The 23625-nt window shown below is 61.5% G+C and carries 33 protein-coding genes; 2 read left to right on the plus strand and 31 right to left on the minus strand.

The annotated features are described in order from the left end of the window. Positions 1-163: 163 nt before the first annotated feature. Positions 164-1204 carry a glutamine synthetase beta-grasp domain-containing protein gene (locus ACWUKX_RS15010; RefSeq protein ID WP_456007676.1) on the minus strand — a complete coding sequence of 347 codons (1041 nt, stop codon included), beginning with the start codon at positions 1202-1204 and terminating at the stop codon, positions 164-166. A 317-nt stretch (positions 1205-1521) separates the two neighbouring features. Between ACWUKX_RS15010 and ACWUKX_RS15015 the strand changes: the two genes are divergently transcribed. Then, positions 1522-1716: a DUF2735 domain-containing protein gene (locus tag ACWUKX_RS15015; RefSeq protein WP_127211217.1), complete on the plus strand. Its 195-nt coding sequence runs from the start codon at positions 1522-1524 to the stop codon at positions 1714-1716. Between the two features lie 87 nt (positions 1717-1803). Here ACWUKX_RS15015 and ACWUKX_RS15020 read toward each other — a convergent pair whose 3' ends face one another. From ACWUKX_RS15020 to ACWUKX_RS15045, 6 genes are all read right to left on the minus strand, one after another. Continuing rightward, complete coding sequence (locus ACWUKX_RS15020) at positions 1804-3693, minus strand: MFS transporter (protein ID WP_456007678.1); 1890 nt, start codon at positions 3691-3693, stop codon at positions 1804-1806. A gap of 270 nt (positions 3694-3963) precedes the next feature. Beyond that, entirely contained in the window at positions 3964-4755 is a 792-nt protein-coding gene (locus ACWUKX_RS15025) for an ATP12 family chaperone protein (RefSeq protein ID WP_456007680.1), read from the minus strand. Positions 4756-4766: 11 nt separating this feature from the next. Next, complete coding sequence (locus tag ACWUKX_RS15030) at positions 4767-5642, minus strand: DMT family transporter (RefSeq protein ID WP_456007814.1); 876 nt, start codon at positions 5640-5642, stop codon at positions 4767-4769. Between the two features lie 50 nt (positions 5643-5692). After that, positions 5693-6673 carry an RluA family pseudouridine synthase gene (locus ACWUKX_RS15035; RefSeq protein WP_455840476.1) on the minus strand — a complete coding sequence of 327 codons (981 nt, stop codon included), beginning with the start codon at positions 6671-6673 and terminating at the stop codon, positions 5693-5695. 132 nt (positions 6674-6805) lie between these two features. After that, positions 6806-7183 (minus strand): fluoride efflux transporter CrcB, encoded by a 378-nt coding sequence (crcB, locus tag ACWUKX_RS15040; protein WP_029352249.1) that lies wholly within the window; start codon positions 7181-7183, stop codon positions 6806-6808. A 183-nt stretch (positions 7184-7366) separates the two neighbouring features. After that, on the minus strand, positions 7367-8284 hold the full coding sequence (locus ACWUKX_RS15045) for a LysR family transcriptional regulator (protein WP_456007682.1): 918 nt from the start codon (positions 8282-8284) through the stop codon (positions 7367-7369). Between the two features lie 76 nt (positions 8285-8360). On the opposite strand from ACWUKX_RS15045, the gene ACWUKX_RS15050 reads away from it, so the two are divergent. Beyond that, the gene (locus tag ACWUKX_RS15050; RefSeq protein ID WP_456007684.1) at positions 8361-8771 is read left to right on the plus strand and encodes a cupin domain-containing protein; all 411 of its coding nucleotides are present in this window, start codon (positions 8361-8363) and stop codon (positions 8769-8771) included. A gap of 7 nt (positions 8772-8778) precedes the next feature. Here the strand turns inward: ACWUKX_RS15050 and ACWUKX_RS15055 are convergent, their stop codons facing one another. From ACWUKX_RS15055 to rpsS, 24 genes are all read right to left on the minus strand, one after another. Continuing rightward, complete coding sequence (locus ACWUKX_RS15055) at positions 8779-10089, minus strand: replication-associated recombination protein A (RefSeq protein WP_127315873.1); 1311 nt, start codon at positions 10087-10089, stop codon at positions 8779-8781. 50 nt (positions 10090-10139) lie between these two features. Next, positions 10140-11627, minus strand: coding sequence for a DegQ family serine endoprotease (locus tag ACWUKX_RS15060; RefSeq protein ID WP_456007686.1), 1488 nt, complete (start codon positions 11625-11627; stop codon positions 10140-10142). A gap of 192 nt (positions 11628-11819) precedes the next feature. Then, entirely contained in the window at positions 11820-12251 is a 432-nt protein-coding gene (gene rplQ / locus ACWUKX_RS15065) for a 50S ribosomal protein L17 (protein WP_023799277.1), read from the minus strand. Between the two features lie 116 nt (positions 12252-12367). Further along, on the minus strand, positions 12368-13378 hold the full coding sequence (locus ACWUKX_RS15070) for a DNA-directed RNA polymerase subunit alpha (RefSeq protein WP_023799278.1): 1011 nt from the start codon (positions 13376-13378) through the stop codon (positions 12368-12370). Between the two features lie 100 nt (positions 13379-13478). Then, complete coding sequence (rpsK, locus tag ACWUKX_RS15075) at positions 13479-13868, minus strand: 30S ribosomal protein S11 (RefSeq protein ID WP_023799279.1); 390 nt, start codon at positions 13866-13868, stop codon at positions 13479-13481. Positions 13869-14014: 146 nt separating this feature from the next. Beyond that, complete coding sequence (rpsM, locus tag ACWUKX_RS15080) at positions 14015-14383, minus strand: 30S ribosomal protein S13 (RefSeq protein WP_029352234.1); 369 nt, start codon at positions 14381-14383, stop codon at positions 14015-14017. A 191-nt stretch (positions 14384-14574) separates the two neighbouring features. Next, complete coding sequence (locus tag ACWUKX_RS15085) at positions 14575-15183, minus strand: adenylate kinase (protein ID WP_456007689.1); 609 nt, start codon at positions 15181-15183, stop codon at positions 14575-14577. After that, entirely contained in the window at positions 15180-16520 is a 1341-nt protein-coding gene (gene secY, locus ACWUKX_RS15090) for a preprotein translocase subunit SecY (protein WP_065008707.1), read from the minus strand. The genes ACWUKX_RS15085 and secY overlap by 4 nt, the downstream gene beginning before the upstream one ends. Positions 16521-16711: 191 nt before the next feature. Further along, positions 16712-17185, minus strand: a complete 474-nt coding sequence (gene rplO, locus ACWUKX_RS15095; RefSeq protein WP_029352230.1) for a 50S ribosomal protein L15 — start codon at positions 17183-17185, stop codon at positions 16712-16714. Positions 17186-17207: 22 nt separating this feature from the next. Beyond that, complete coding sequence (rpmD, locus tag ACWUKX_RS15100; RefSeq protein ID WP_006205449.1) at positions 17208-17405, minus strand: 50S ribosomal protein L30; 198 nt, start codon at positions 17403-17405, stop codon at positions 17208-17210. A gap of 25 nt (positions 17406-17430) precedes the next feature. Then, positions 17431-17994: a 30S ribosomal protein S5 gene (rpsE, locus tag ACWUKX_RS15105; protein ID WP_006333394.1), complete on the minus strand. Its 564-nt coding sequence runs from the start codon at positions 17992-17994 to the stop codon at positions 17431-17433. 155 nt (positions 17995-18149) lie between these two features. Further along, the gene (gene rplR / locus ACWUKX_RS15110) at positions 18150-18509 is read right to left on the minus strand and encodes a 50S ribosomal protein L18 (protein WP_029352225.1); all 360 of its coding nucleotides are present in this window, start codon (positions 18507-18509) and stop codon (positions 18150-18152) included. An 85-nt stretch (positions 18510-18594) separates the two neighbouring features. Beyond that, the gene (gene rplF / locus ACWUKX_RS15115; RefSeq protein ID WP_023799285.1) at positions 18595-19128 is read right to left on the minus strand and encodes a 50S ribosomal protein L6; all 534 of its coding nucleotides are present in this window, start codon (positions 19126-19128) and stop codon (positions 18595-18597) included. Positions 19129-19220: 92 nt separating this feature from the next. Next, on the minus strand, positions 19221-19619 hold the full coding sequence (rpsH, locus tag ACWUKX_RS15120) for a 30S ribosomal protein S8 (RefSeq protein ID WP_006205453.1): 399 nt from the start codon (positions 19617-19619) through the stop codon (positions 19221-19223). 12 nt (positions 19620-19631) lie between these two features. Further along, entirely contained in the window at positions 19632-19937 is a 306-nt protein-coding gene (gene rpsN / locus ACWUKX_RS15125; RefSeq protein WP_029352223.1) for a 30S ribosomal protein S14, read from the minus strand. Positions 19938-19964: 27 nt separating this feature from the next. Further along, positions 19965-20543, minus strand: coding sequence for a 50S ribosomal protein L5 (rplE, locus tag ACWUKX_RS15130; protein WP_023799287.1), 579 nt, complete (start codon positions 20541-20543; stop codon positions 19965-19967). Further along, positions 20536-20850, minus strand: coding sequence for a 50S ribosomal protein L24 (rplX, locus tag ACWUKX_RS15135; protein WP_013531428.1), 315 nt, complete (start codon positions 20848-20850; stop codon positions 20536-20538). Before rplX ends, rplE begins: the two co-directional genes overlap by 8 nt. A gap of 12 nt (positions 20851-20862) precedes the next feature. Then, on the minus strand, positions 20863-21231 hold the full coding sequence (gene rplN / locus ACWUKX_RS15140) for a 50S ribosomal protein L14 (RefSeq protein ID WP_006205457.1): 369 nt from the start codon (positions 21229-21231) through the stop codon (positions 20863-20865). An 81-nt stretch (positions 21232-21312) separates the two neighbouring features. Beyond that, the gene (rpsQ, locus tag ACWUKX_RS15145; RefSeq protein ID WP_023799288.1) at positions 21313-21552 is read right to left on the minus strand and encodes a 30S ribosomal protein S17; all 240 of its coding nucleotides are present in this window, start codon (positions 21550-21552) and stop codon (positions 21313-21315) included. 11 nt (positions 21553-21563) lie between these two features. Further along, positions 21564-21764 carry a 50S ribosomal protein L29 gene (rpmC, locus tag ACWUKX_RS15150; RefSeq protein ID WP_023799289.1) on the minus strand — a complete coding sequence of 67 codons (201 nt, stop codon included), beginning with the start codon at positions 21762-21764 and terminating at the stop codon, positions 21564-21566. A 13-nt stretch (positions 21765-21777) separates the two neighbouring features. Beyond that, positions 21778-22191, minus strand: a complete 414-nt coding sequence (gene rplP, locus ACWUKX_RS15155) for a 50S ribosomal protein L16 (RefSeq protein WP_023799290.1) — start codon at positions 22189-22191, stop codon at positions 21778-21780. 27 nt (positions 22192-22218) lie between these two features. Further along, positions 22219-22944, minus strand: coding sequence for a 30S ribosomal protein S3 (rpsC, locus tag ACWUKX_RS15160; protein ID WP_456007693.1), 726 nt, complete (start codon positions 22942-22944; stop codon positions 22219-22221). Then, positions 22944-23333: a 50S ribosomal protein L22 gene (gene rplV / locus ACWUKX_RS15165; protein WP_023799292.1), complete on the minus strand. Its 390-nt coding sequence runs from the start codon at positions 23331-23333 to the stop codon at positions 22944-22946. Before rplV ends, rpsC begins: the two co-directional genes overlap by 1 nt. Positions 23334-23335: 2 nt before the next feature. Then, entirely contained in the window at positions 23336-23614 is a 279-nt protein-coding gene (gene rpsS, locus ACWUKX_RS15170; RefSeq protein WP_006205463.1) for a 30S ribosomal protein S19, read from the minus strand. Positions 23615-23625 lie beyond the last annotated feature (11 nt).

Below are 23625 nucleotides of genomic sequence, written 5' to 3' on the forward strand. Positions count from 1 at the left end.
CGGCTAAGGGACAAACAAAACCCCGCCGGAGCGATCCGGCGGGGTTTTTTGTTTGGGATGGAGAATACAAATCGAGCAGTTGGTGTAGTCGCCCTTGGCAAAACGCCGACGCGACGAGAGCGAGACACGGCGCAGACACGAAGTCCACGCCGTGACTGCATGCTCAAGCGGCAGCCGAAACCTCGGCGCTGGCCGGGACGGAGGCGATCGTCTTCAGGATTTGCGAGGCGATCTGGTAGGGGTCGCCCTGCGAGTTCGGGCGGCGATCCTCGAGGTAACCCTTATAGCCATTGTTGATGAAGGAATGCGGCACTCGGATCGAGGCGCCCCGGTCGGCGATGCCATAGCTGAACCTGTTCCATGGCGCGGTCTCATGCTTGCCGGTCAAACGCTTGTCGTTGTCCGGCCCGTAGACGGCGATGTGATCCATCAGGTTTTTGTCGAAGGCAGCCATCAGCGCCTCGAAATAGTCCTTGCCGCCGACTTCGCGCATATAGGCGGTCGAGAAGTTGGCGTGCATGCCGGAACCGTTCCAGTCGGTGTCGCCGAGCGGCTTGCAGTGGTATTCGATGTCGATCCCGTATTTCTCGGTGAGGCGCTGCATCAGGTAGCGGGCCATCCACATCTGGTCGGCGGCCTTCCTGGAGCCCTTGCCGAAAATCTGGAATTCCCACTGGCCCTTGGCTACCTCGGCGTTGATGCCTTCGTGGTTGATGCCGGCGGCAAGGCAGAGGTCGAGGTGCTCCTCGACGATCTGCCTGGCGACGGAGCCGACGTTCGAATAGCCAACGCCGGTGTAGTACGGGCCTTGCGGCGCCGGGTAACCGCTTTCGGGGAAGCCGAGCGGGCGGCCATCCTTGTAGAAGAAATACTCCTGCTCGAAGCCGAACCAGGCGCCCTCGTCATCGAGGATGGTGGCGCGCTTGTTGGAAACATGCGGCGTCACGCCGTCCGGCATCATCACTTCGCACATGACGAGCACGCCATTGGTGCGCGCGGGATCCGGATAGATGGCGACCGGCTTCAGCACGCAGTCGGACGAGTGGCCTTCGGCCTGCATGGTCGAGGAACCGTCGAAGCCCCACAGCGGAAGCTGGTCGAGCGTCGGAAATTCGGCATATTCCTTGATCTGCGTCTTTCCACGAAGGTTGGGAACCGGGGTGTATCCATCGAGCCAAATGTACTCGAGCTTGTATTTCGTCATTCTAGCCTCTCGTTGCTTTGATCACCGAACCTTGGACGGCGCCGGCATGCCAGCCACCCTGCAGCCGACCTGCCGGATTATTAAAGAGCAATTCGTGTGCCATTTTCAGCGGCCAAGGATGCGACAAAAGTGGCGCCGCATCCCAACAAATCCGGCGCCGCGCAATCGCAATGCGTCCGGATCAATCACAAGCATGTTTTGTATAAATAACAGGCAGATACTGATCTTTTTATAATCATATTGCCTAACTCGATTGCAGAACCTATCTTCGGGAAAGATTGAATCGGCAAGGCTCTGCAGAAGAAGGGAGACCGACTATGGAAATCACTCCTACCCGTCAGTCGGCCAAAATCCTGATGTTCCCGCTGGCAGCGCGCGCCTCTGCCTCAAATTTAAGCGGAAAGGCTAAATTCGCGGCAGAGCTTGCTTCATTGCGCAACCGTACGGATTTCGGAAGCGGCTGGTACCACGAGGCCGCCATCGAGGAAGAAAAACAGGAGCGGAAGAGCTAAACCTTTCCTCCGAATCGCTTTGACGAATTGTAAAAGCCCGGCGCGATCGCTCGCGCCGGGCTTTGCATTTTTGCTGTCAGCCCAGGATCAGGTCTTGGCGTGCAAGTCGGTTCCCAGCGTATCCCTGACGAAGATCGTGCCGATGACCAGCGACATCGCCGCGATCACCACCGGATACCAGAGGCCGTAGTAGATATCGCCGCTGTAGGCGCTGAGCGCGAACACCGTCGCCGGCAGCAGGCCGCCGAACCAGCCATTGCCGATGTGATAGGGCAACGACATGCCGGTATAGCGGATGCGGGTCGGGAACATTTCTACCAGGATCGCGGCGATCGGTCCGTAGACCATGGTCACGTAAAGGACCAGGATGAACAGGATGCCGATGACCTTTGCCCAGCTGACCTGTTCAGGGTCGGCAAACATCGCAAAGGCGCCTGCTCCCGGGACATTGTAGACGGTGATCTCGGGCGCTCCCGCCGCAGCCTCATTGACCGTCAGCAGCTTGTCCTTGACCGCCTGGTCGGCCGCAACCGTCGTCTTGTCGCCGGCGCGGATTGCGGCGGCGTCGAGCTTCAGTTCCGGATTGGCCGCGACAAAGGCGTCAAGCTTCTGGTCGGCGACCTTGGCCGCAGTACGCTTCAGCGGATAGCCACCGTCCTGCAACGCAATGTTGATTGCCTTCTTGAACGCGGCGTCGCTTGAAGTTGCCTTGTCTGCGGCTGCCACGGCATCATAGGACGCCACCGTTTCGGTGCCGATCTTGACGCTGGCCGCCGTTCCCGGTGCCGCTGTCGTGACAATGTCATAGGGCACGGAGCTCTTGGCAAGGAAGTCCGTTGCAATATCGCACGACGTGAGAGGCTTGCGCGTTCCAGTCGGATTGAACTGGAACTTGCAGTCGCCAGGCGCTGCGGTAATCGTGGCACGGGTGTTTTGCTGCGCGGTGGCGAGCGCCGGGTTGGCTGCCCAGGTCAGCGCCTTGAACAGCGGGAAGGTCGTGACGATCGCCAGCGCCAGGCCCGCCATGATGATCGGCTTGCGGCCAATCTTGTCGGAAAGCCAGCCGAACACGACGAAGAATATCGTTCCGAGCGCCAGCGCGATAGCGATCATTATATTGACCGACTGGCCGTCGACCTTGAGCACGTTCTGCAGGAAGAACAGCGCATAGAATTGGCCGTTATACCAGACCACGGCCTGGCCGGCGGTAAGGCCGAGAAGCGCCAGAATGGCGATCTTGGCATTTTTCCATTGGCCGAACGCTTCCGTCAGTGGCGCCTTGGAGCCCTTACCTTCGTCCTTCATCCGCTGGAATGTCGGCGATTCGGCAAGCGACAGGCGAATCCAGACCGAAATGCCCAGCAGGACAGCAGAGACCAGGAACGGAATGCGCCAGCCCCAGTCCGCGAAGTCTTCCTTGCTCAGCGAATTCTGCACGATCAGGATGACGATCAGCGACAGGAACAAGCCGAGCGTGGCCGTCGTCTGGATCCATGACGTGTAGAAGCCACGACGGTCGTCGGGTGCGTGCTCGGCGACGTAGGTCGCGGCACCGCCATACTCGCCACCGAGCGCCAGGCCTTGCAGCATGCGCAGCGCAACCAGGATAATCGGCGCCGCGATGCCCCAACTGGCCGCGCCAGGAAGTATGCCGACCAGGAAGGTCGACAGGCCCATGATCAGGATGGTGACGAGAAAGGTGTATTTGCGGCCGACGAGATCGCCGATGCGGCCGAACACCAGCGCACCGAACGGGCGCACGAGGAAGCCTGCCGCGAAAGCCAGCAGCGTGAAGATGTTGCGCGTTGTTTCCGGATATTGCGTGAAGAACGCAGCGCCGATCGCGGCCGCCAAGGTGCCGTAGAGATAAAAATCATACCATTCGAAAACAGTGCCGAGTGAGGAAGCGAAGATGACTTTCTTCTCTTCCCGCGTCATGCCGCGGCTTGCTCTGCCGGCGGTCGCTGCCATTGCCATGAATTCGTCCTCCCGTGACATCTCGCTGTGCTTGATGCTGCGCGGTGTCGTGCCTCTGGACACGAACTCGGGCAGCAATCGCCGCGAGAAATGACAGAAAGCGTCGCCCAGAGGCAGCCCGCCTTTGGGATTATGACTTTGGTCCAATGCATCGGCCCGAAGATCGGAATCGATCTTCGGGCCGATGCATTGATTCAAAGTGTTAGAGCGTACTTTGTGCGTCCGACTGGACGCACGTCGCCCTAACGTGCAACGCGGGCGGCGTTGCGATTAGGCTTTGAGTGCCTCGAGAAGACCGACGGCCGCCACGAAATCGCGCTTGCGGTGGGCACGGCGAGCGACAGCCCCTGCGTCATGGCCCCAGTGCTCGGCCTGCCAGTCCTCGTCGACATGGCCGGCGGCCCAGGCTGCCTCGCCGTCGATCTCGCCGAAATCGACGGCCAGCGCCAACAGGGCCGACCCCGTCAGCGACGTCATCACGTGGATGGCCGCCAGCCGTAGCGGGTCGGCACGCTGGGCAAGATGAACACCGAGCACTGCGATGCTCTCGCGCGGCTGCTCGACATGGATCACCCCCTCGGCGAGATGAAACCGGGCGCCGAGCGCGCTCCGCGCCCAGTCGATGATGGGATCCCAATATTCGTTCTGCCGGTCGACCAGCCCCTGCGGGGCGTCGGCGCGATAGCAGAGCAGGTCGGATGAGGCGAACCGCAGGATGTCCTCCAGCACCGCTTGCGGGTCACTGGCGACACCGTCGATGGCCGTATTGGCCAGACGCATGACCGGCATCGTCACCGGGTCGATGGTCTCACCTTGCGCAGCGAACTCGTCGGCGACCAGAGCAGCCGCTTTTTCGGTCGGCAGGACCAGCAGCGCCTTGCCCGGCGTGCGGACCGGCTTGCCATCGAGATGAACGGCAAAAACATCTTCGGCCGGTGCGACCGAGACGGCTTTGTAGAAGCGTTTCGGCAGTTGCGTCTTCATCTGGATCTGGGCACGGCGCACCGGATCCGGATCGGAAAGCTGCTTTCCCGCTTCGAGGTCGTTGAGAATATCGCGCATGCCGGAGCCTTTCATCCGGGGATATGTTTTCGGGCCGGCCGATTCACAATGACCAGACCGGCTGCGATGAGGCCGAGTGCCAGGAAAATACGAATGGTCAGCGGCTCGTTCAAGAAGATGGCGCCGCACAGCACGCCGAACACCGGTGACAGGAAGGTGAAGCTCGACAGGCCCGATGCCGGATAGCGCCTGAGCAGCCAGAACCACAGCACATAGGTGAAGGCGACGATGTAGACCGCTTGGAAAAGCAGGGCCAAGGTCGGCAACGCGGCGAAATCGCGGACGGGCGGCCCGGCGAAAGGCAGCACCAGGGCGCCGACTACGGCAGCGCCGGCCAGTTGGTAGAGCAGCAATTTCTCGGCGCTCGTTTCCGCCAATTTCGTCCGCTTGATGACGATGTAGGTCAAGGCCCAGAGAATGCCAGCGCCGAGACTGAGCAGGTCACCGGTCAGTGTCGCACCATTATCGGCGCTCAGCTGGTCGGAGAACACCGCGACCAATCCAGCGAATGCGAGCAGAAGTCCGACGAGCCGGCGCGCGGTGATGCGTTCGTTCAGCAGGAAATGCCCGCCGACCAGCACCCAGAACGGCATGGTGTTGACCAGCAAGGTGTTGCGCGCGACGGTCGTCTGTTCGAGCCCGACATAGAGAAACAGGAACTCGAGACCAAAAAGCGCGCCTGCCAGAATGCCGGCGACAAACGTTCCGTCGCGGGTAAAAAGCACAATGCCGCGCCAGCGGCACCAGGCGAGCACGCACAGCCCGCCAATGACCGACCGTGCGATCGACAGGAAAACGGGATCGTAGCCGGCATAGGAGATTTTGGCGGCGACGTAGTTCAGCCCCCAGGAAAAGGTCAGCCCAACCATAATGGCGGCCGCCGCCATGTCGACCCTGTCGCGGCGGTCGAGTGTATCGGTGGCGATACCCACTGGACCTAGTCCTCCGCGCTGGCGTCGTCGAAGCCGATCAGGTTCCAGCTCTGGCGCATATGCGGCGGCATCGGTGCGGTAACGTCGATAAACCCCTTGTCGGGATGCGGGATGACGATGCGGCGCGCGTGCAGATGCAAGCGGTTCTGCATGCCGCCGGGGAAATCCCAATTGGTGTCGGCCTCGAAATATTTGGGGTCCCCGATGATCGGGCAGCCGATGTGAGCGGCATGGACGCGAAGCTGGTGGGTACGGCCGGTATAGGGTTCCATTTCCAGCCAGGACAGGGTCTGCGCCGCCTGTTCGACGATCCGGTAATAAGACACCGCGTGGTCCGCGCCCTTTTCGCCATGCTTGGCAACGCGCACGCGGTCGCCGTCGGGCGTCGGCTCCTTGATCAGCCAGGTCGAGATCTTGTCCTCGCGCTTCGGCGGCACGCCCTTGACCAGCGCCCAATAGGTCTTCTTGGTCTCACGCGCCCGGAACGCCTCGGCAAGCTTCATGGCGGCGAGCCTGGTGCGGGCGACGACCAGCACGCCTGACGTGTCGCGGTCGAGCCGGTGCACCAGACGCGGTTTCTCGCCCTTCTGGTTGCGCCAGGCTTCCAGCATGTCGTCGACATTGCGGGTGACACCCGAGCCACCCTGAACGGCAAGGCCTGCAGGCTTGTTGAAGACGAAGACTTTCGGATCTTCATGGATCAGCATTTGGGCCAGAACGTCGGCGTCGCCCTGATTGCGGATCGAGTGACCGGTGAGCGGGCTCTCGCCCTTCTTGTCCACTTCGAGCGGTGGGATGCGAACCGTCTGGCCCGGCTCGACGCGGGTATCAGCCTTCACCCTGCCACCATCGACTCGGATCTGGCCGGAGCGCAGCAGCTTTTGCAGATGGCCGAAGCCGAGACCCGGAAAATGGGTCTTGAACCAGCGATCGAGCCGCATGCCCGCCTCGCCGGCCTCCACCGTGATCTGTTCTACGCCTGCCATTGTCTCGTTTTACCCGTTTCCAGCGCATGACCTGAAATCGTTTTTCGGAAAGGTCATGCGCAAAATCAAAATGCTACAGCGTCCTTTGCGCGTCCTAAGGGACACGCGGCGATGTGAGCGGGGGCAATAGCATTAAGGGAGGCTTCTTGCGAGCCAAAGACCCAGAAACAGCGCAATGATCGCGCCAATGAGGCTGGCAAGGGCATATCCGAACGCCGGCAGCGTCGCGCCACGCTCCCACAGCGTCGCGAAATCGAGCGAAAAGGCGGAGAAGGTGGTGAAACCGCCAAGAATGCCAGTGGCGACGAACAGCCGAAGCTCGTTCGATCCGCCGTAGCGCCGCGCCAGGGTCGTGATGAACAGACCCATCGCAAAGGAGCCGACAATGTTGATCGCCATCGTGCCCCAGGGAAAACTCGGGCCGACAAGACGCAGCGCGACGAAATTGGCGACGTGGCGCAGCCCCGCACCAATAGCGCCGCCCGCGGCAACGAGGAGGAGATTAATCATCGCCGTCTACTGCCCTTACAGGGCCTTCTCGGTCAATCCCTGCCGCGTGCACTCGGAGTTGGCGGATGCACAAATCGTCGAATGCGCTCCACCCTGCACATCACAGTGGTGTGAGCGGAGGCCGCAACCGCTTCGGACGCTTCGCCGCAGGTCCGTGCGCAGGCCTGTCGAGCAGGTCGTCCATCATCCCATCAGGATCGGGCGGACCATGTCCAGCTTTTCGACGACGAAATCGAAAAATGCGCGGATGCGTGGAGTTTGCCGAAGCTCTGGGTGGGTCAGCAGATACCAACCCCTTGTCAGTTCCGGCACTGGCGGCAGGATCCGGACCAGATCGTCGTCCATATCGGCGATCGTTGTCGGCAGCGGCGCAATGCCGATCCCCGATTTGACGGCATGCAGGACACCCAGCACGCTGTTGTTGCGCGCCGTGATATTGGCGCCTGGCGCTATCGCCGCGAGCCACTTTGCCGCTCGGTGATTGATCAGCATGCCGTCAAAACCGACGAGTGCATGACGCCCAACATCCTCGATACGTTGCGGAGCGCCGTGTTGCTGGACATAGGAGCGGCTGCCATAGACGGCCCAGATGGAGTCGGCGATCTTGCGGCCAATCAGGGTTTCGTCAGCGGGCTCACCGGATCTGAGCGCGATGTCGGCCTCCCCCTTGGACAGATCGAGATAGCGGTCGCTCATCACAAATTCGATGCGCAATGCCGGGTAGCGCGCATGAAACATGTCGAGCAGCGTCGAACCGACAATGCGTGAAACGAGTGGTTCCGGAACGGTCAGCCGAATGGTTCCAGCCAGGTCGCTGCGATAGGCGACGATCCGGCGTTCGAGTGCCATCACGGACGTCTCGATGGCCTCGGCCGCCGGAAGCAGCGCCTCGCCGAACTCCGTCAACCGGTAACCGGCGGGGTAGCGCAACATCAGCGGGCCGCCGATGCGCCGCTCAAGCTCGGCGATGCGCCGATGCACCGTCGACTGATTCACGCCGAGCGCCCTTGAGGCGGCAAGTGTGCTGCCATGGCGCGCGACGGCCAGGAAATAGCGAAGGTCGCTCCAGTCGAACATCGCCGATGTTATGCATCCTTGCATGCTTGCTCCGCAACCTTGCTGCTGCCGCCCGCACAGCACCGGTACTAAGCTCAGCCTGGTGAAATGGAGAACGGCGATGCACAAGACGGCGGAAGTCGGTTCGGCGATCTCCGGCCTCACGGTCGGCGTCACCATCTCGGCGCGGGAAACGGGCGCCGCCAAATTGCAGGTGCTGCACCGGGAAGCAACCGCAGCAATGCCCAAAACGTCCGACCAGGAAATACGCGTGCTTCTGGCCACGCTCGAGCCCGGCGATTGCACACCCTATCATTCGCATCGCTTTCCGGTAACGGTCTACATGCTGGAGGGCACTTTCACTCTGGAACTGGACGGGCGTGAAGCGGTCACGGTGAAAGCCGGAGAGATTTTTGTCGAACCGCCGCTGGTCAAAATGACCGGACGGAACCTGGACGCGCGGCAGACGGCGCGCATGGTTCTGTTCTATGTCAGTGATCCAAACATGCCGTTTGCCGATCCGGCCGAATGAAGCGAGCTTATTTGTTCCGCTCACCGCGCAGCTTCGCCCAATAGTCGAGCCGTTTCCTGATATCACGCTCGAAACCGCGCTCCGGAGGATCATAGAATGTGCGGCGGCCCATCTTTTCCGGAAAATAATCCTGTCCGGAAAAAGCGTCCGGCTCGTCGTGGTCGTAACGGTAGCCGGCGCCGTAATCTTCTTCTTTCATCAGCTTGGTCGGCGCGTTGAGGATGTGTTTGGGCGGCAGCAGCGAGCCGAACTCCTTCGCCGCCTGAGTGGCGGCCTTGAAGGCGGTGTAGACGGCGTTGGATTTGGGCGCGCTGGCGAGATAGACGGTGGCCTCGGCGAAGGCGAGCTCGCCCTCTGGCGAGCCCAGGTAGTCGTAGGCATCCTTGGCGGCATTGGCGATGACCAGCGCCTGCGGGTCTGCCAGTCCGATATCCTCCATCGCCATGCGCACCAGCCGGCGGCCGAGATAGAGCGGATCCTCGCCGGCGTCGAACATGCGGGCGAGATAATAGAGGGCGGCGTCCGGGTCGGAGCCGCGCACCGATTTATGCAGCGCCGATATCAGATTGTAGTGGCCGTCCTGGCCCTTATCGTAGATCGGCGCCCGGCGCTGGACGATGCGCTGCAGGCCCTCGGCGCCGAACACCTCGCCTGACTTGGCGGCGCGCCAGACCTCTTCGGCCAGCGTCAGCGCCGCGCGGCCATCGCCATCGCTCATGCGGATGAGCATCGCCCTCGCCTCATCGTCGAGCGGCAGCGCCCTGCCCTCGGTCTCCTCGGCACGCACCAGCAGTTTTGCGATGCTGTCCTCACCGAGCGAATGGAAGACCAGCACGCGCGCGCGGGATAGAAGCGCCGCGTTCAGCTCGAAGGACGGGTTCTCCGTGGTGGCGCCAACCAGCACGACTGTGCCGTCTTCCATCACAGGCAGAAAACTGTCCTGCTGGGCCCGGTTGAAGCGATGAATCTCGTCGACGAAGAGCAGCGTCTGACGGCCGTTGGTGCGGCGCAGCTTTGCCGCCTCGAATACTTTCTTCAGGTCGGCGACACCGGAAAACACCGCCGATATCTGTTGGAAGGCAAGGCTGGTTTCGCCGGCAAGCAGCCGCGCGACCGTGGTCTTGCCCGTCCCGGGCGGCCCCCAGAAGATCATCGAGCCGAGCGAGCCGGAGCCGATCAGCCGCGTCAGTGCGCCGTCAGGCCCGGTCAGATGCTCCTGGCCAACGACCTCGCCGAGGTTCTTCGGGCGCAGTCGGTCGGCCAGCGGCCTGCCGGGCGGCGCCTTTTCCGGTTCATCGACACTGAACAGATCGGCCATGCACTTCTTTTCGTTGAGCGCGATCTCGTCCGAAGGATCGAGGCTCGGGCTTAGTAACGCAACACCTGGCGCAGTATCTGCCCGCCTCGCTCGACGGTAAAGCGCCACCAGCGCGTCTCTTCCATGGCTGCCTGTTCCAGGGTCTCGGCGGTGTCGATGGTTAAGCCATTGACCTCGCGAACGATGTCGCCCGGCTGGAAGCCGAAACCGGCTGCAGGCGAACCGCGATTGATGTCGACCACGGTAACACCCTTGACATCTGTGCGCATGCCGAGCCGCTGCGCGAGCCGAGGCGACAGGTCCGCAACCTTGGCGCCGGAAAACGGGCTGCGACCGCGCAGTGTCACTTCCGCGAGTTTTGCACCTTCCGGCGCGCGCTCCAGCGCAATCTCCATCGTCGCTTGCTGGCCTTTGCTGAGGACGCCGAAGCTGGCATTGGTGCCGATCGACAGCGTCGCCATTCGGTAATCCAGCGCCTCGATACTCTCGACCGGCGTGCCGTTGAGCGACAGCACGACATCGCCGGGTTTGAGCCCCGCCGTGGCCGCCGGCCCTGCTTCTTCGACGGTCGAAACCAGCGCCCCGGTCGGGGTCTCCAGACCGAGCGATTCGGCGATCTGCGGTGTCACGCGCTCGAATTCGGCGCCGATATAGGGCCGCTCGAAGAAGTCGCGCCCGGCCTTGGCCGCATCGGCAAACGCGCGAACCATGTTGGAGGGAATAGCAAAGCCGATGCCGATCGAGCCGCCGCTGCGGCTGTAGATCGCCGTGTTGATGCCGACCAGTTGGCCACCCATGTTGATCAGCGCACCGCCGGAATTGCCCGGATTGATCGCTGCGTCCGTCTGGATGAAGAAACTGGAATCGGAAACGCCGATGTGGCTGCGGGCAAGCGCCGAAACGATGCCGCTGGTCGTGGTCTGGCCGACACCGAAAGGGTTGCCGATGGCCAACAACAGGTCGCCAACCTCGAGCGCGTCGGAATCGCCGATGGCGACGACCGGAAATGGCTTGTCGGAGGAGATCTTGAGCACGGCGAGGTCAAGCGTCTCGTCCTTGAGCAGCACCTTGCTGTCGAATTCACGCCCGTCCGCGGTGGCGACCTTGACCTGATCGGCGTCCTTGATGAGGTGGAAATTGGTGACCACTATGCCTGTCGGATCGACCAGCACGCCGGAGCCGAGCGAGGACTGCGCACGCGGCTGCGAACGGCCGAAGAACTCTTCGAAGAACGGATCGCCGTCAAAGGGCGACCTCATCTTGGCCGTTTGCGAGGCATAGACATTGACCACGGCCGGCGCCGTCTGCTTGACCAGCGGCGCGAAGGACAGTTGCACCTCCTCGCGGCCGAACGGCACGCGCTTGTCTGGACCGGAGGTGGCATTTTCGCCTTCGGCGCCGCGCAGCATGTCGGTCAGCACATCGGACAGACCGGGATCCGCCTTGGTGTCCTGAGCCAGCGCCTGCCTGGCCGCCGGCACGACTGCCAGCGCCATCAAGGCGCAGAGTAGAACAAGAGACAGCCGTTTTACGTGCATTCCGAATCCTCCGGGTCGGGCGCCATTGTCCCGACGATTGTGCAAAATGAAAGGCTAAGGCAATGAAATCGAATCATTTTGAGCGATAAGGTCTGAGCTGAGCCAAGAAATGGTCGCAAATGTTCCCTGCCGCATTTCGGAATACAAAAAGGGGCCCGCAGGCCCCTTTGAACTCTTTACGCAAACCGAAGCTTATGCGGCTGCGGCTTCCTCGTCGGTGCCTTCTGCCTCGATGCGGGCACGGTCGCCGGCGCCCTTAGCCGAGGTGTCGCGATCGACGAACTCGATGACTGCCATGGCGGCATTGTCACCGTGGCGGAAGCCCGCCTTCATGATGCGCAGATAGCCGCCATTGCGGGTGGCGTAGCGCGGCGCGATCGTGTCGAACAGGCGCTTGACGACACCTTCATTGCCGATCTGGGCAATCACCTGACGGCGGGCATGCAGATCGCCGCGCTTGCCGAGCGTCACCAGCTTTTCGACGATCGGACGCAGATCCTTCGCCTTCGGCAATGTGGTGAGGATCTGCTCATGCTCGATGAGCGATACGGCAAGGTTGGCAAACATCGACTTGCGATGGCTTATGCTGCGGGCGAACCGGCGGCCTTTAAATCCGTGGCGCATGGCTCTTCTCCTTCATTCCGGGTTCAAGAGGCCACAGCCTCAGTTGGTTAGCCGCATGATCTTGTCCGAAAAATCTGCAACTTTTTGCTGCGCTGACCTTCGGTTCGGGACCATGCTTAGTATTGATCTTCGTAACGCTTGGCGAGGTCTTCGATGTTTTCCGGCGGCCAATCCGGCACTTCCATGCCGAGGTGCAGGCCCATCGCCGCCAGGACTTCCTTGATCTCGTTCAGCGACTTGCGGCCGAAGTTCGGGGTGCGCAGCATCTCGGCTTCGGTCTTCTGGATCAGGTCGCCGATATAGACGATGTTGTCGTTCTTCAGGCAGTTGGCCGAACGCACCGAAAGCTCCAGCTCGTCGACCTTCTTGAGCAGCGCCGGGTTGAAGGCAAGCTCGGTCACCTGCTCGGCGGCGACTTCCTTCTGCGGCTCGTCGAAATTGACGAACAGACCAAGCTGGTCCTGCAGGATGCGGGCAGCGAAAGCCACCGCGTCCTCGCCCGAGATCGAACCGTCGGTGTCGATCGTCATGGTCAGCTTGTCATAGTCGAGAACCTGGCCCTCACGGGTGTTCTCGACCTTGTAGGAGACCTTTTTGACCGGCGAGTAGAGGCTGTCGACCGGGATGAGACCGATCGGCGCGTCTTCAGCACGATTACGGTCGGCCGGAACGTAGCCCTTGCCGGTATCGACGGTGAACTCCATGCGGATTTCAGCGCCCTCGTCCAGCGTACAGATGACGTGGTCGGGATTGAGGATCTCGACGTCGCCGACCGTCTGGATGTCGCCGGCGAGAACAGCGCCCGGTCCCTGCTTGCGCACGACCATGCGCTTGGGGCCGTCACCTTCCATGCGGATGGCGATTTCCTTGATGTTCAAGACGATATCGGTCACGTCCTCGCGCACGCCGGCGATGGACGAGAATTCATGCAAAACGCCGTCGATCTGCACGGCAGTTACTGCCGCGCCACGCAGCGAAGACAGAAGCACGCGACGTAGCGCATTGCCGAGGGTCAGACCAAAGCCGCGCTCGAGCGGCTCGGCGACCAGCGTGGTCAGCGTCTTCTTCTTCGACGAAAACTCGATCTTGTTCGGCTTGATCAGTTCCTGCCAATTTTTCTGGATCATGATGCTTTCCTTCCGTTGACCCGCCACCATCCAATCGTGGCGGGCGACCTGGAATGCCGTGGAGGAACGCTACTGGCGTTCGCGCGGCGTTCGGTAATTCTTAGACGCGGCGCTTCTTGCGCGGGCGGCAGCCATTGTGCGGGATCGGCGTCACATCACGGATCGAGGTGATGGTAAATCCGGCTGCCTGCAGCGCGCGCAGCGCGGATTCACGACCGGAGCCGGGCCCACAGACTTCGACCTCAAGCATGCGCATGCCGTGTTCCTGGGCCTTCTTGGCAACGTCCTCGGCAGCCATCTGGGCAGCGAACGGGGTCGACTTGCGAGACCCCTTGAAGCCCTGGGCTCCCGCCGACGACCAGGCAATCGAATTGCCCTGCGCGTCGGTGATGGTGATCATCGTGTTGTTGAAGGTCGAGTTGACGTGGGCAACGCCCGACGAAATATTCTTGCGTTCGCGACGGCGAACACGTGTGGCTTCCTTGGCCATAATGGTCCTTTCAGTTGATCTCTACACCGCCGTAATGCCAGCGGCTCCACCTTCGTAAGGGAGTAGGGGAATAGGGCAGTAAGGCAGTAGGGAAACGCGCGGCTGTTCCCTACTGCCTTACTCACCTACTCCCTTATTCCCCTAAATTACTTCTTCTTGCCGGCGATCGACTTGGCCGGGCCCTTGCGGGTGCGCGCATTGGTATGCGTGCGCTGGCCGCGAACCGGCAGCGAGCGGCGATGGCGCAGGCCGCGATAGCAGCCGAGGTCCATGAGCCGCTTGATGTTCATCGACACTTCGCGGCGCAGATCGCCCTCGACCTGATAGTCGCGGTCGATCGTCTCGCGGATCTGCAGCACTTCCGCGTCGGTCAGCTGGTTGACGCGGCGCTCGGCCGGGATGCCGACCTTGTCGACGATCTCCTGGGCGAAGTTCTTGCCAATGCCGTGAATGTACTGAAGCGCAATGACGACGCGCTTGTTGGTTGGGATGTTGACGCCGGCTATACGAGCCATGTTCTTCTCTTCTCCATGTGGGCCGGGCAAGCCGGCGCTATCAAAGTTGCCCCGCGTCCGGTGGAGGCCGGCCCATGCGGGAGTTTCCAGTTCAAAGCGGCTGCCTTGCCCTTGCGGGCAAGCAAGCCTCATGCCTGATAGGAAGACGGGCCGCCATACCCCAGCGAACCGCTCCCGTCAAGCGTAATCGTTTATTTTCCCTTTGCCGCCGCGTGGGTGGCAGCGGTGAGCACCACTTCGATCTGTCGCGTCACCGCATCGATGTCGGCCATGCCGTCGACACCTCTGAGCTTGCCCTTGGCATAGTAGTAGCCGATCAGCGGCGACGTTTTCTTGTAGTACTCCTTCAGGCGCTCTTCGAACACCGCCGGGTTGTCGTCCTTGCGTACCGGCAGACCCGCAGCCTTGGCCTCTTCGACGCGCCTGCCGATTCGACCAACCAGCGCCTTGTCGTCAACGACAAGTTCGATGACAGCGTCGAGAGTGAGGCCGCGATCCGAGAGCATCGATTCAACCGCGTCCGCCTGCACCAAAGTTCGCGGGTATCCGTCAAGGATGAAACCCTTTGCACAATCGGCCTGATCGATACGCTCGGCCACGATGGCGTTGACAATGGCGTCGGAGACCAGTTCGCCAGCGTCCATCACCGCCTTGGCGCGCTTGCCGACTTCGGTGCCAGCCTGGACAGCAGCGCGCAGCATATCGCCCGTGGAGAGTTGGGGTATGCCGTATTTTTCTACCAGTCTTTGTGCTTGCGTCCCCTTGCCCGCCCCTGGCGGTCCAAGCAATATCAACCTCATCTGGCCTTTTTCCCCCCGCGCAGCTTCGACTTCTTGATCAGGCCCTCATACTGGTGCGCGATCAGGTGACCCTGAATCTGCGCCACCGTATCGAGCGTTACACTGACCACGATCAGAAGCGATGTGCCACCGAGGTAGAATGGTACGCCAGTCGCTGAAATCAGGAACTCGGGCAGCAGACACACCAGCACTAGATAGATGGCGCCGACGACGGTGATACGGGTGAGAACATAGTCGATGTAATCGGCTGTGCGCTCGCCCGGACGGTAGCCCGGAATGAAACCCGAATGCTTCTTGAGCTGGTCGGCGGTGTCCTTCGGGTTGAAGACGATCGCCGTATAGAAGAAGGCGAAAAACACGATCATCGCCGCATAGAACGCCATGTAGAGCGGCTGGCCATGGCCGAGTGCCGCCAGGACGGTGCTGGCCCAGGCTGGCATGTTGGTCGTCTGCGAGAAGCCGGCGACCGTCGCCGGCAGCAACAGCAGCGAAGAGGCGAAGATCGGCGGAATGACGCCAGCCGTGTTGAGCTTGAGCGGCAGGTGCGATGTGTCGCCCTGGAACATTCGGTTGCCGACCTGGCGCTTCGGATACTGGATCAGCAAGCGCCGCTGGGCGCGCTCGAAGAACACGATCAGCGCGATGACGACGACGGCGAGAACGATGATCGCCAGGATCAGGCCGGTCGACAGCGCGCCGGTGCGGCCAAGTTCCAGCGTACCGGAGATGGCTTGCGGCAGGCCGGCGACGATACCGGAAAAGATGATCAGCGAAATGCCGTTGCCAATGCCGCGGGCGGTGATCTGCTCGCCGAGCCACATCAGGAACATGGTGCCGCCGACCAGCGTGATGACGGTCGAGATGCGGAAGAACATGCCGGGATCGCTGACGATGCCGTTGCCGCCCTCCAGTCCGACCGCAATGCCGTAAGCCTGGACCAGGGCCAATAGCACGGTGCCGTAGCGGGTATACTGGTTGATGACCTTGCGGCCCTGTTCGCCTTCCTTCTTCAACGCCTCCAGAGTCGGGATGACGGAGGTCATCAGCTGCATGATGATGGAAGCGGAGATATAGGGCATGATGCCGAGGGCAAAGATCGCCATGCGCTCGACGGCGCCGCCGGCGAACATGTTGAACATGCCAAGCACGCCCTTGCTCTGCGACGAGAAGGCCTGGGCGAAAGCGTCGGGATTGATGCCAGGCAGCGGGATATAGGTGCCGAGGCGGTAGACGAGCAGCGCGCCGATGGTGAACCAGATGCGCTTCTTCAGATCCTCCGCCTTGGCGAAGGCCGAGAAATTCAGATTCGAGGCTAGTTGTTCAGCAGCCGAAGCCATGCCTGATTCTCCGCTTGGTCACGCTCGATGGCCCGCAACTCAGGCGGCGCGTGTCACCGAAGCTCACGAGATAAGCTCCGGACTGCAAACATGCAAGCGGCCGCGTTGATGCGGCCGCCATATTGATCGGATCAAAGCGCAATCGAAAGCGAAACGTGTCTCACTCTTGCCGATCGCGCTTCAAATCGCCGTTACTCGGCGGCTGCCTTTTCCGGCAGCTTCACCGAACCGCCGGCCTTTTCGATCTTCTCGATGGCAGCCTTGGAGGCGCCGGCCACGTCGAAGGCGAGCTTCGACTTGATGTCGCCGTCCGAGAGGATGCGCACGCCGTCCTTGACGCGGCGGATGACCCCGGCAGCGACCAGCGCTTCGGCCGTCACAGTCGTCTTGGCGTCGAGCTTCTTGGCATCGAGCGCGGCCTGGATGCGGGCCAGCGACACGACGGCAAAGCTCTTGGCGAAGATGTTGTTGAAGCCACGCTTCGGCAGGCGCCGGTAGAGCGGCATCTGGCCACCCTCGAAGCCGTTGACGGCGACGCCGGAGCGCGCCTTCTGGCCCTTGACGCCGCGACCGGCAGTCTTGCCCGAGCCGGAACCGATGCCGCGGCCGAGACGCTTCTTGGAATGCGTCGCGCCGTCCTTGTCACGCAGATCGTTGAGTTTCATCTGAGTTCTCCTGCGCTCTGGTTCAGCCCTCGTCCACGACGCGGACGAGATGCTGGACGGCAGCGATCATGCCGCGCACGGAGGGCGTATCCTCCAGCGTGCGCTGCTTGTGCATCTTGTTGAGGCCGAGGCCGACCAGCGTCGCGCGCTGCTCCTTCGGCCGGCGGATCGGCGAACCGATCTGCTCGACGGTGATGGTCTTGGTTGCTTTCTTGGCCATGGTCAAAATCCCTGGTCAGCGTCGACTATTCTTCGGCCGCAACGGCGGTGCCGCGGCGGGCCTGAAGGGTCGAATACTTGATGCCGCGCGCAGCAGCCACATCCTTGGGATGCATCTGGCTCTTCAGCGCGTCGAAGGTGGCGCGGACCATGTTATACGGGTTCGACGAACCCATCGACTTGGCGACCACGTCATGCATGCCGAGCGTCTCGAAGACGGCGCGCATCGGGCCGCCGGCGATGATGCCGGTACCCTGCTTGGCAGCGCGCAGCAGAACGCGTCCGGCGCCCCAGCGTCCCTCGACGTCGTGGTGCAGCGTACGGCCCGAACGCAGCGGCACGAAGATCATGTCGCGCTTGGCCGATTCGGTCGCCTTCCGGATCGCCTCAGGCACTTCGCGCGCCTTGCCGTGACCGAAGCCGACGCGGCCCTTCTGGTCGCCGACGACGACGAGTGCTGCAAAGCCGAAGCGCCGGCCGCCCTTGACGACCTTGGCGACGCGGTTGATGTGGACGAGCTTGTCCACCATGCCGTCGTCGCGCTCTTCGCGATCACGGCCGCGGCCGCCATCCCTACGTTCCTGTGCCATATCCTGTTCCTTGTTTTTTTCCGGAAGCACGGTTGATGATGATATCCGGCAACTCTGTGGGTTGCCGGGGGCGAAACTCATTTTTTCCTTCGCATGATCCTATCCGAAAAGTCTGCAACTTTTTGCTGCGCTGACCTCCGGTTCGGGATCATGCTTTAGAAGCTCAAGCCGCCTTCACGGGCGGCCTCGGCCAGCGCCTTGACGCGGCCGTGATAGATGTACGGTCCGCGGTCGAAGACGACTTCCTTGACGCCGGCCTTCGAAGCGCGCTCGGCAATCAGCTTGCCGATTGCCACTGCGGCGGCAGTGTCGGCACCGGTCTTGAGCGAACCCTTGAGGTCCTTCTCCAGCGTCGAGGCGGCAGCGATTGTGTGGCCCTTGGCGTCGTCGATCACCTGGACGTAGATGTTCTTCGACGTGCGGTGGACCGACAGCCGCGGACGCTCGCCCGCGACCTTCTTGATCTGGCGGCGGACGCGCTGAGCGCGGCGTTGTGTGGATTCTTTCGAGCCCATGATATCACTTCCTTGCCTTCAAAAAACGGGGGCAACCCTGTGCGGTAGGACAAGCCTCCCGCGACCGCTCGCCGCGGCGTTGAAATTACTTCTTCTTGCCTTCCTTGCGGACGATCTTCTCGCCAGCGTAACGAACGCCCTTGCCCTTGTACGGCTCGGGACCGCGATATTCGCGGATCTCGGCAGCAACCTGACCGACCTTCTGCTTATCGATGCCGGTCACGGTGATTTCCGTCGGCTTCGGCACGGTGATCGTGATGTCCTGCGGCGTTTCGTAGACGACGTCATGGCTGAACCCGAGCGCCAGCTGCAGGTTCTTGCCCTGCATAGCGGCGCGATAGCCGACGCCGGTGATCTCAAGCTTCTTTTCAAAACCGTCCTTGACGCCCTGCAGGATGTTGACGATCTGCGTGCGCGACATGCCCCATTTGGAGCGAGCGGTCTTGGTCTGGTCGCGTGGCTGGACAGCGATCTCGCTGCCTTCCATTTTGACCAGCACTTCGTCGTTCACCACGAACTTCAGCTCACCCTTGGGACCCTTCGCCGTGACGGTCTGGCCGTCCACGGTCGCGGTCACGCCCTGCGGCAGCGAAACGGGTTTCTTTCCAATACGAGACATTTTGTTGTCCTCGTCACTTCTCTTGTTTCAGGTCTCTGTTTTCGAACATGTGTCCGAAAACCGGATTCCACTTTCCGGGATCGCGCTCCAGATCAGAATATCTGGCAGAGGATTTCCCCGCCGACATTCTGTTCGCGCGCTTCGTGGTCGGCCATGACGCCCTTCGGCGTCGAAAGGATCGCGATGCCGAGGCCGTTGGCGACGTGCGGGATCGACTTCGCCGAAACGTAGACGCGACGGCCCGGCTTGGAGACGCGGGCGATTTCGCGCACGACCGGCGCACCGTCGAAATACTTCAGTTCGATCTCGATTTCGGACTTGCCGTTGTCGAAGTCGGTCTGGCTGTAGTCGCGAATATAGCCTTCCGCCTTCAGCACGTCGAGGACGCGGGTACGCAGGCGCGAGGCCGGCGTCGAAACGCTCGACTTCTTGCGGCCATAGGCGTTGCGGATGCGAGTCAGCATATCGCCGAGAGGATCGCTCAATGACATGTTATGTCCTCCTTACCAGCTCGACTTGACCAGGCCCGGGATCTGGCCGTTATTGCCGAGATCACGAAGCGCGATGCGCGATACTTTGAGCTTGCGATAGTAGGCACGCGGACGGCCGGTGACTTCGCAGCGGTTGCGGATGCGGATCTTGGCCGAGTTGCGCGGCAGTGCCGCAAGCTTCAGCTGGGCGCGGAAGCGCTCTTCCATCGGCTTGGACTGATCCATGATGATCGCCTTGAGGGCCTTACGCTTGGCAGCGTACTGGTCCACAAGCTTGCGGCGCCTGTTGTTCTTCTCGACTGAGCTGGTCTTTGCCATTTCAGATTATTCCTTTTCTCGCTGCCGTTACTGGCGGAAGGGGAAGTTGAAGGCCTTGAGCAATGCCCTGGCTTCGTCGTCCGTCTTCGCAGTCGTACAAACGATGACGTCCATGCCCCAGATCTGATCAACCTTGTCGTAATTGATCTCCGGGAACACGATGTGTTCCTTGATGCCCATGGCATAGTTGCCACGGCCATCGAAGCTCTTCGGATTGAGCCCGCGGAAGTCGCGGACGCGCGGCAGCGCGATGTTCACGAGACGGTCGAGGAACTCATACATGCGTTCCTTGCGCAGCGTGACCTTGGCGCCGATCGGCATCTTTTCGCGGACCTTGAAGCCGGCGATCGAGTTGCGCGCATGGGTGACGACCGCCTTCTGGCCGGCGATCAGCGCAAGATCTTCCGCCGCGATCGAAGGCTTCTTCGAATCGCCGGTCGCTTCGCCGACTCCCATGTTCAGCACGATCTTGTCGATGCGCGGAACCTGCATCTCGTTCTCGTAGCCGAACTGCTCCTGCAGAGCCTTGCGAATGGTCTCGTTGTAGACCTGCTTGAGGCGCGGCGTGTTCTGGGCAGTCGCCTGCTTGGTTTGAGCCTTAGCCATTGATGACTTCTCCCGAGCGCTTGGCGACGCGCACCTTCTTGCCGTCCTTCTGGAAGATGAAACCGACACGGGTCGGCTTGCCATCCTTGGGGTCGGCCAGCGCGATGTTCGACAGCTGGATCGGCGCTTCCTTGGTGATGATCCCGCCCTCTTGGGACTGGGACTGCTTCTGGTGACGACGGATCATGTTGACGCCGCGCACCAGCGCGGTGTCTTCCTTCGGCTGCACCGAGAGGACTTCGCCCGAACGGCCCTTGTCCTTGCCGGCCAGCACGACGACCTTGTCGCCTTTTCTAATCTTCTGCATTGGTCCGGCTCCTTACAGCACTTCAGGCGCGAGCGAGATGATCTTCATGTGGTTCTTGGCGCGGAGTTCGCGCGGAACCGGTCCGAAGATACGCGTGCCGATCGGCTCTTTCTTGTTGTCGACGAGAACGGCCGCGTTCTTGTCGAAACGGATCACGCTGCCGTCCGGACGGCGGATGTCCTTGGCCGTGCGAACCACGACCGCCTTCATCACATCGCCCTTCTTGACGCGGCCGCGCGGGATGGCTTCCTTAATCGACACCACGATGATGTCGCCTACGGAAGCGTATTTCCGCTTCGAGCCGCCCAGCACCTTGATGCACATGACACGACGGGCGCCGGAATTATCCGCGACGTCGAGGTTTGTTTGCATCTGAATCATGACTGGCCGCCTTTTTCTCTTTTAACGGGACGGGTTCTTCACCCTTCCCCGGTCTGTCCAAAATTCGTTTCGTTGCCCTGATCAGGCCTGGTCCGAAGACACGACCGTCCAGCGCTTGTCCTTGGAAATCGGCTTCGATTCCTGGATGAACACCTGATCGCCAACCTTGTGGGCGTTGTTCTCGTCGTGCGCCTTGTATTTCTTGGTCATGCGCACGGTCTTCTTCATCACGGGATGCGTGAAGCGCCGTTCGACCTTGACGACAACCGTCTTCTCGTTTTTGTCGCTGACGACGGTGCCCTGCAGAATGCGCTTTGGCATGGTTTTCGTCCTTAAGCCTTCTTAGCCGCGGACTTTTCCGCAGCGATGGTCTTGATACGCGCAATGTCCTTGCGGACCTGCCTCACGCGCGCGGTCTTCTCGAGCTGGCCGGTGGCCTTCTGGAAGCGCAGGTTGAACTGCTCCTTCTTCAGGCTGGCCAATTCGTCGGTCAGCTGGTCCTGGGTCTTGGTCCGGATGTCTTCGGCTTTCATGATCAGCCCGTCCTTATTCTGCGATGCGCTGTACGAAGCGCGTCCTGACCGAGAGCTTGGCCGCGCCGAGACGCAGCGCCTCACGGGCGGTTTCCTCATTGACGCCGTCGATCTCGAACATGATGCGGCCGGGCTTGACGCGCGCCGCCCAGTAATCGACAGCGCCCTTGCCCTTTCCCATGCGGACTTCGGTCGGCTTCGACGTCACCGGTACGTCAGGGAAGATACGGATCCAGACGCGGCCGGCACGCTTCATCTCGCGGGTGATCGCGCGGCGAGCCGCCTCGATCTCGCGCGCGGTGACGCGGTTCGGCTCAAGCGCCTTCAGCCCGAAACCACCGAAATCCAGATTGGTGCCACCCTTCGCGGCACCATGGATACGGCCCTTGAACTGCTTGCGGAACTTTGTGCGCTTTGGCTGCAGCATCGTTCTAACTCCAAATTCTCAACTGTCTCAGACGTTTTCGCGACGGCGACCGCGTTCGCGCTCACCACCACCGCCATGCGCATGATCGCCCTCGGTGGCGCGGCGCTCCGAAGCCATCGGATCGTGCTCGAGGATTTCGCCCTTGAACACCCAGACCTTGACGCCGCAGATGCCGTAGGCGGTGTGTGCTTCGGCCGTGCCGTAGTCGACGTCGGCGCGCAGCGTATGCAGCGGCACGCGACCTTCGCGGTACCATTCCATGCGCGCGATCTCGGCGCCGCCGAGACGGCCGGCGCAGTTGATGCGGATGCCTTCGGCACCGAGGCGCATAGCCGACTGGACGGCGCGCTTCATGGCGCGGCGGAACGCGATGCGGCGCTCGAGCTGCTGGGCGATCGACTGGGCGACCAGCGTGGCGTCGATCTCGGGCTTACGCACTTCGACGATGTTCAAATGCGTCTCGGACTTCGTCATCTCCATCAGCTTCTTGCGAAGCTTCTCGATGTCGGCGCCCTTCTTGCCGATGATCAGGCCCGGACGCGCCGCATGGATGGTGACGCGGCACTTCTTGTGCGGACGCTCGATCACAACCTTCGAAATCGCAGCCTGCTTGAGTTCCTTCTCAAGATACTTACGGATCTTGATGTCCTCATGCAGCAGCTGGCCGTACTCGCCGGTGTTGGCGAACCAACGCGAATCCCAGGTACGGTTGATGCCGAGACGCAGACCGATCGGATTGATTTTCTGGCCCATTATGCGGCCTCCACTTTTTCTTCGACTTCACGAACGACGATCGTGAGGTGCGAGAACGGCTTCTCGATACGGCTGGCGCGGCCACGGCCACGGGCATGGAACCGCTTCATGACGATCGACTTGCCAACATAGGCTTCCGCCACGATCAGCGCATCGACGTCGAGGTCGTGGTTGTTTTCCGCGTTGGCGATCGCCGATTCCAGCGTCTTCTTGACCGTGCCGGAAATTCGCTTGGCCGAGAATTCGAGATCGGAAAGCGCTGTCGCGACCTTCTTGCCGCGGATCAGCGCGGCAACCAGGTTCAGCTTCTGCGGGCTGATACGGATCGTGCGCAACACGGCGCGCGCTTCGTTATCAGCAAGCCTGCGCGGAGCTTTGGCCTTGCCCATGATTATTTCCTCTTCGCCTTCTTATCCGCGCCATGACCGTAATAGGTCCGGGTCGGAGCGAATTCACCGAACTTGTGGCCGACCATGTCTTCGTTCACCGAAACGGGAACGTGCTTCTGGCCGTTGTAGACACCGAAGGTGAAGCCGACGAACTGCGGCAGGATGGTGGAGCGACGGCTCCACATCTTGATCACCTCATTGCGACCACCTTCACGAACCTTGTCCACCTTCTTGAGAAGGTAGCCGTCAATGAAGGGGCCTTTCCAAATCGAACGAGTCACTTGGCGTTACC

The organism is Mesorhizobium sp. f-mel (assembly GCF_053850215.1).

Bases quoted from the DNA above. Each gene is read 5' to 3' on its own strand.
- ACWUKX_RS15020 (WP_456007678.1), bottom strand. From the start codon at position 3,693: ATGGCAATGGCAGCGACCGCCGGCAGAGCAAGCCGCGGCATGACGCGG.
- ACWUKX_RS15050 (WP_456007684.1), top strand. From the start codon at position 8,361: ATGCACAAGACGGCGGAAGTCGGTTCGGCGATCTCCGGCCTCACGGTC.
- rplN (WP_006205457.1), bottom strand. From the start codon at position 21,231: ATGATTCAGATGCAAACAAACCTCGACGTCGCGGATAATTCCGGCGCC.
- ACWUKX_RS15060 (WP_456007686.1), bottom strand. From the start codon at position 11,627: ATGCACGTAAAACGGCTGTCTCTTGTTCTACTCTGCGCCTTGATGGCG.
- rplR (WP_029352225.1), bottom strand. From the start codon at position 18,509: ATGGGCTCGAAAGAATCCACACAACGCCGCGCTCAGCGCGTCCGCCGC.
- rplO (WP_029352230.1), bottom strand. From the start codon at position 17,185: ATGAAACTCAACGATCTGCGTGACAAGGACGGCGCGACGCATTCCAAG.
- ACWUKX_RS15010 (WP_456007676.1), bottom strand. From the start codon at position 1,204: ATGACGAAATACAAGCTCGAGTACATTTGGCTCGATGGATACACCCCG.
- ACWUKX_RS15045 (WP_456007682.1), bottom strand. From the start codon at position 8,284: ATGCAAGGATGCATAACATCGGCGATGTTCGACTGGAGCGACCTTCGC.
- ACWUKX_RS15030 (WP_456007814.1), bottom strand. From the start codon at position 5,642: ATGGCGGCGGCCGCCATTATGGTTGGGCTGACCTTTTCCTGGGGGCTG.
- secY (WP_065008707.1), bottom strand. From the start codon at position 16,520: ATGGCTTCGGCTGCTGAACAACTAGCCTCGAATCTGAATTTCTCGGCC.
- rplV (WP_023799292.1), bottom strand. From the start codon at position 23,333: ATGGGCAAGGCCAAAGCTCCGCGCAGGCTTGCTGATAACGAAGCGCGC.
- ACWUKX_RS15015 (WP_127211217.1), top strand. From the start codon at position 1,522: ATGGAAATCACTCCTACCCGTCAGTCGGCCAAAATCCTGATGTTCCCG.
- rpsQ (WP_023799288.1), bottom strand. From the start codon at position 21,552: ATGCCAAAGCGCATTCTGCAGGGCACCGTCGTCAGCGACAAAAACGAG.
- ACWUKX_RS15055 (WP_127315873.1), bottom strand. From the start codon at position 10,089: ATGGCCGATCTGTTCAGTGTCGATGAACCGGAAAAGGCGCCGCCCGGC.
- rpsM (WP_029352234.1), bottom strand. From the start codon at position 14,383: ATGGCTCGTATAGCCGGCGTCAACATCCCAACCAACAAGCGCGTCGTC.
- rpmC (WP_023799289.1), bottom strand. From the start codon at position 21,764: ATGAAAGCCGAAGACATCCGGACCAAGACCCAGGACCAGCTGACCGAC.
- rpsC (WP_456007693.1), bottom strand. From the start codon at position 22,944: ATGGGCCAGAAAATCAATCCGATCGGTCTGCGTCTCGGCATCAACCGT.
- rplE (WP_023799287.1), bottom strand. From the start codon at position 20,543: ATGGCTAAGGCTCAAACCAAGCAGGCGACTGCCCAGAACACGCCGCGC.
- rplP (WP_023799290.1), bottom strand. From the start codon at position 22,191: ATGCTGCAGCCAAAGCGCACAAAGTTCCGCAAGCAGTTCAAGGGCCGT.
- rpmD (WP_006205449.1), bottom strand. From the start codon at position 17,405: ATGGCCAAGAAAGCAACCAAGACCATCACCGTCGAGCAGATCGGTTCG.
- rpsK (WP_023799279.1), bottom strand. From the start codon at position 13,868: ATGGCCAAGGAAGCCACACGTGTTCGCCGTCGCGAACGCAAGAATATT.
- ACWUKX_RS15085 (WP_456007689.1), bottom strand. From the start codon at position 15,183: ATGAGGTTGATATTGCTTGGACCGCCAGGGGCGGGCAAGGGGACGCAA.
- rplX (WP_013531428.1), bottom strand. From the start codon at position 20,850: ATGCAGAAGATTAGAAAAGGCGACAAGGTCGTCGTGCTGGCCGGCAAG.
- rpsN (WP_029352223.1), bottom strand. From the start codon at position 19,937: ATGGCAAAGACCAGCTCAGTCGAGAAGAACAACAGGCGCCGCAAGCTT.
- rplF (WP_023799285.1), bottom strand. From the start codon at position 19,128: ATGTCTCGTATTGGAAAGAAACCCGTTTCGCTGCCGCAGGGCGTGACC.
- rplQ (WP_023799277.1), bottom strand. From the start codon at position 12,251: ATGCGCCACGGATTTAAAGGCCGCCGGTTCGCCCGCAGCATAAGCCAT.
- rpsH (WP_006205453.1), bottom strand. From the start codon at position 19,619: ATGTCATTGAGCGATCCTCTCGGCGATATGCTGACTCGCATCCGCAAC.
- rpsE (WP_006333394.1), bottom strand. From the start codon at position 17,994: ATGGCACAGGAACGTAGGGATGGCGGCCGCGGCCGTGATCGCGAAGAG.
- ACWUKX_RS15035 (WP_455840476.1), bottom strand. From the start codon at position 6,673: ATGGCAGGCGTAGAACAGATCACGGTGGAGGCCGGCGAGGCGGGCATG.
- ACWUKX_RS15070 (WP_023799278.1), bottom strand. From the start codon at position 13,378: ATGATCCAGAAAAATTGGCAGGAACTGATCAAGCCGAACAAGATCGAG.
- crcB (WP_029352249.1), bottom strand. From the start codon at position 7,183: ATGATTAATCTCCTCCTCGTTGCCGCGGGCGGCGCTATTGGTGCGGGG.
- ACWUKX_RS15025 (WP_456007680.1), bottom strand. From the start codon at position 4,755: ATGCGCGATATTCTCAACGACCTCGAAGCGGGAAAGCAGCTTTCCGAT.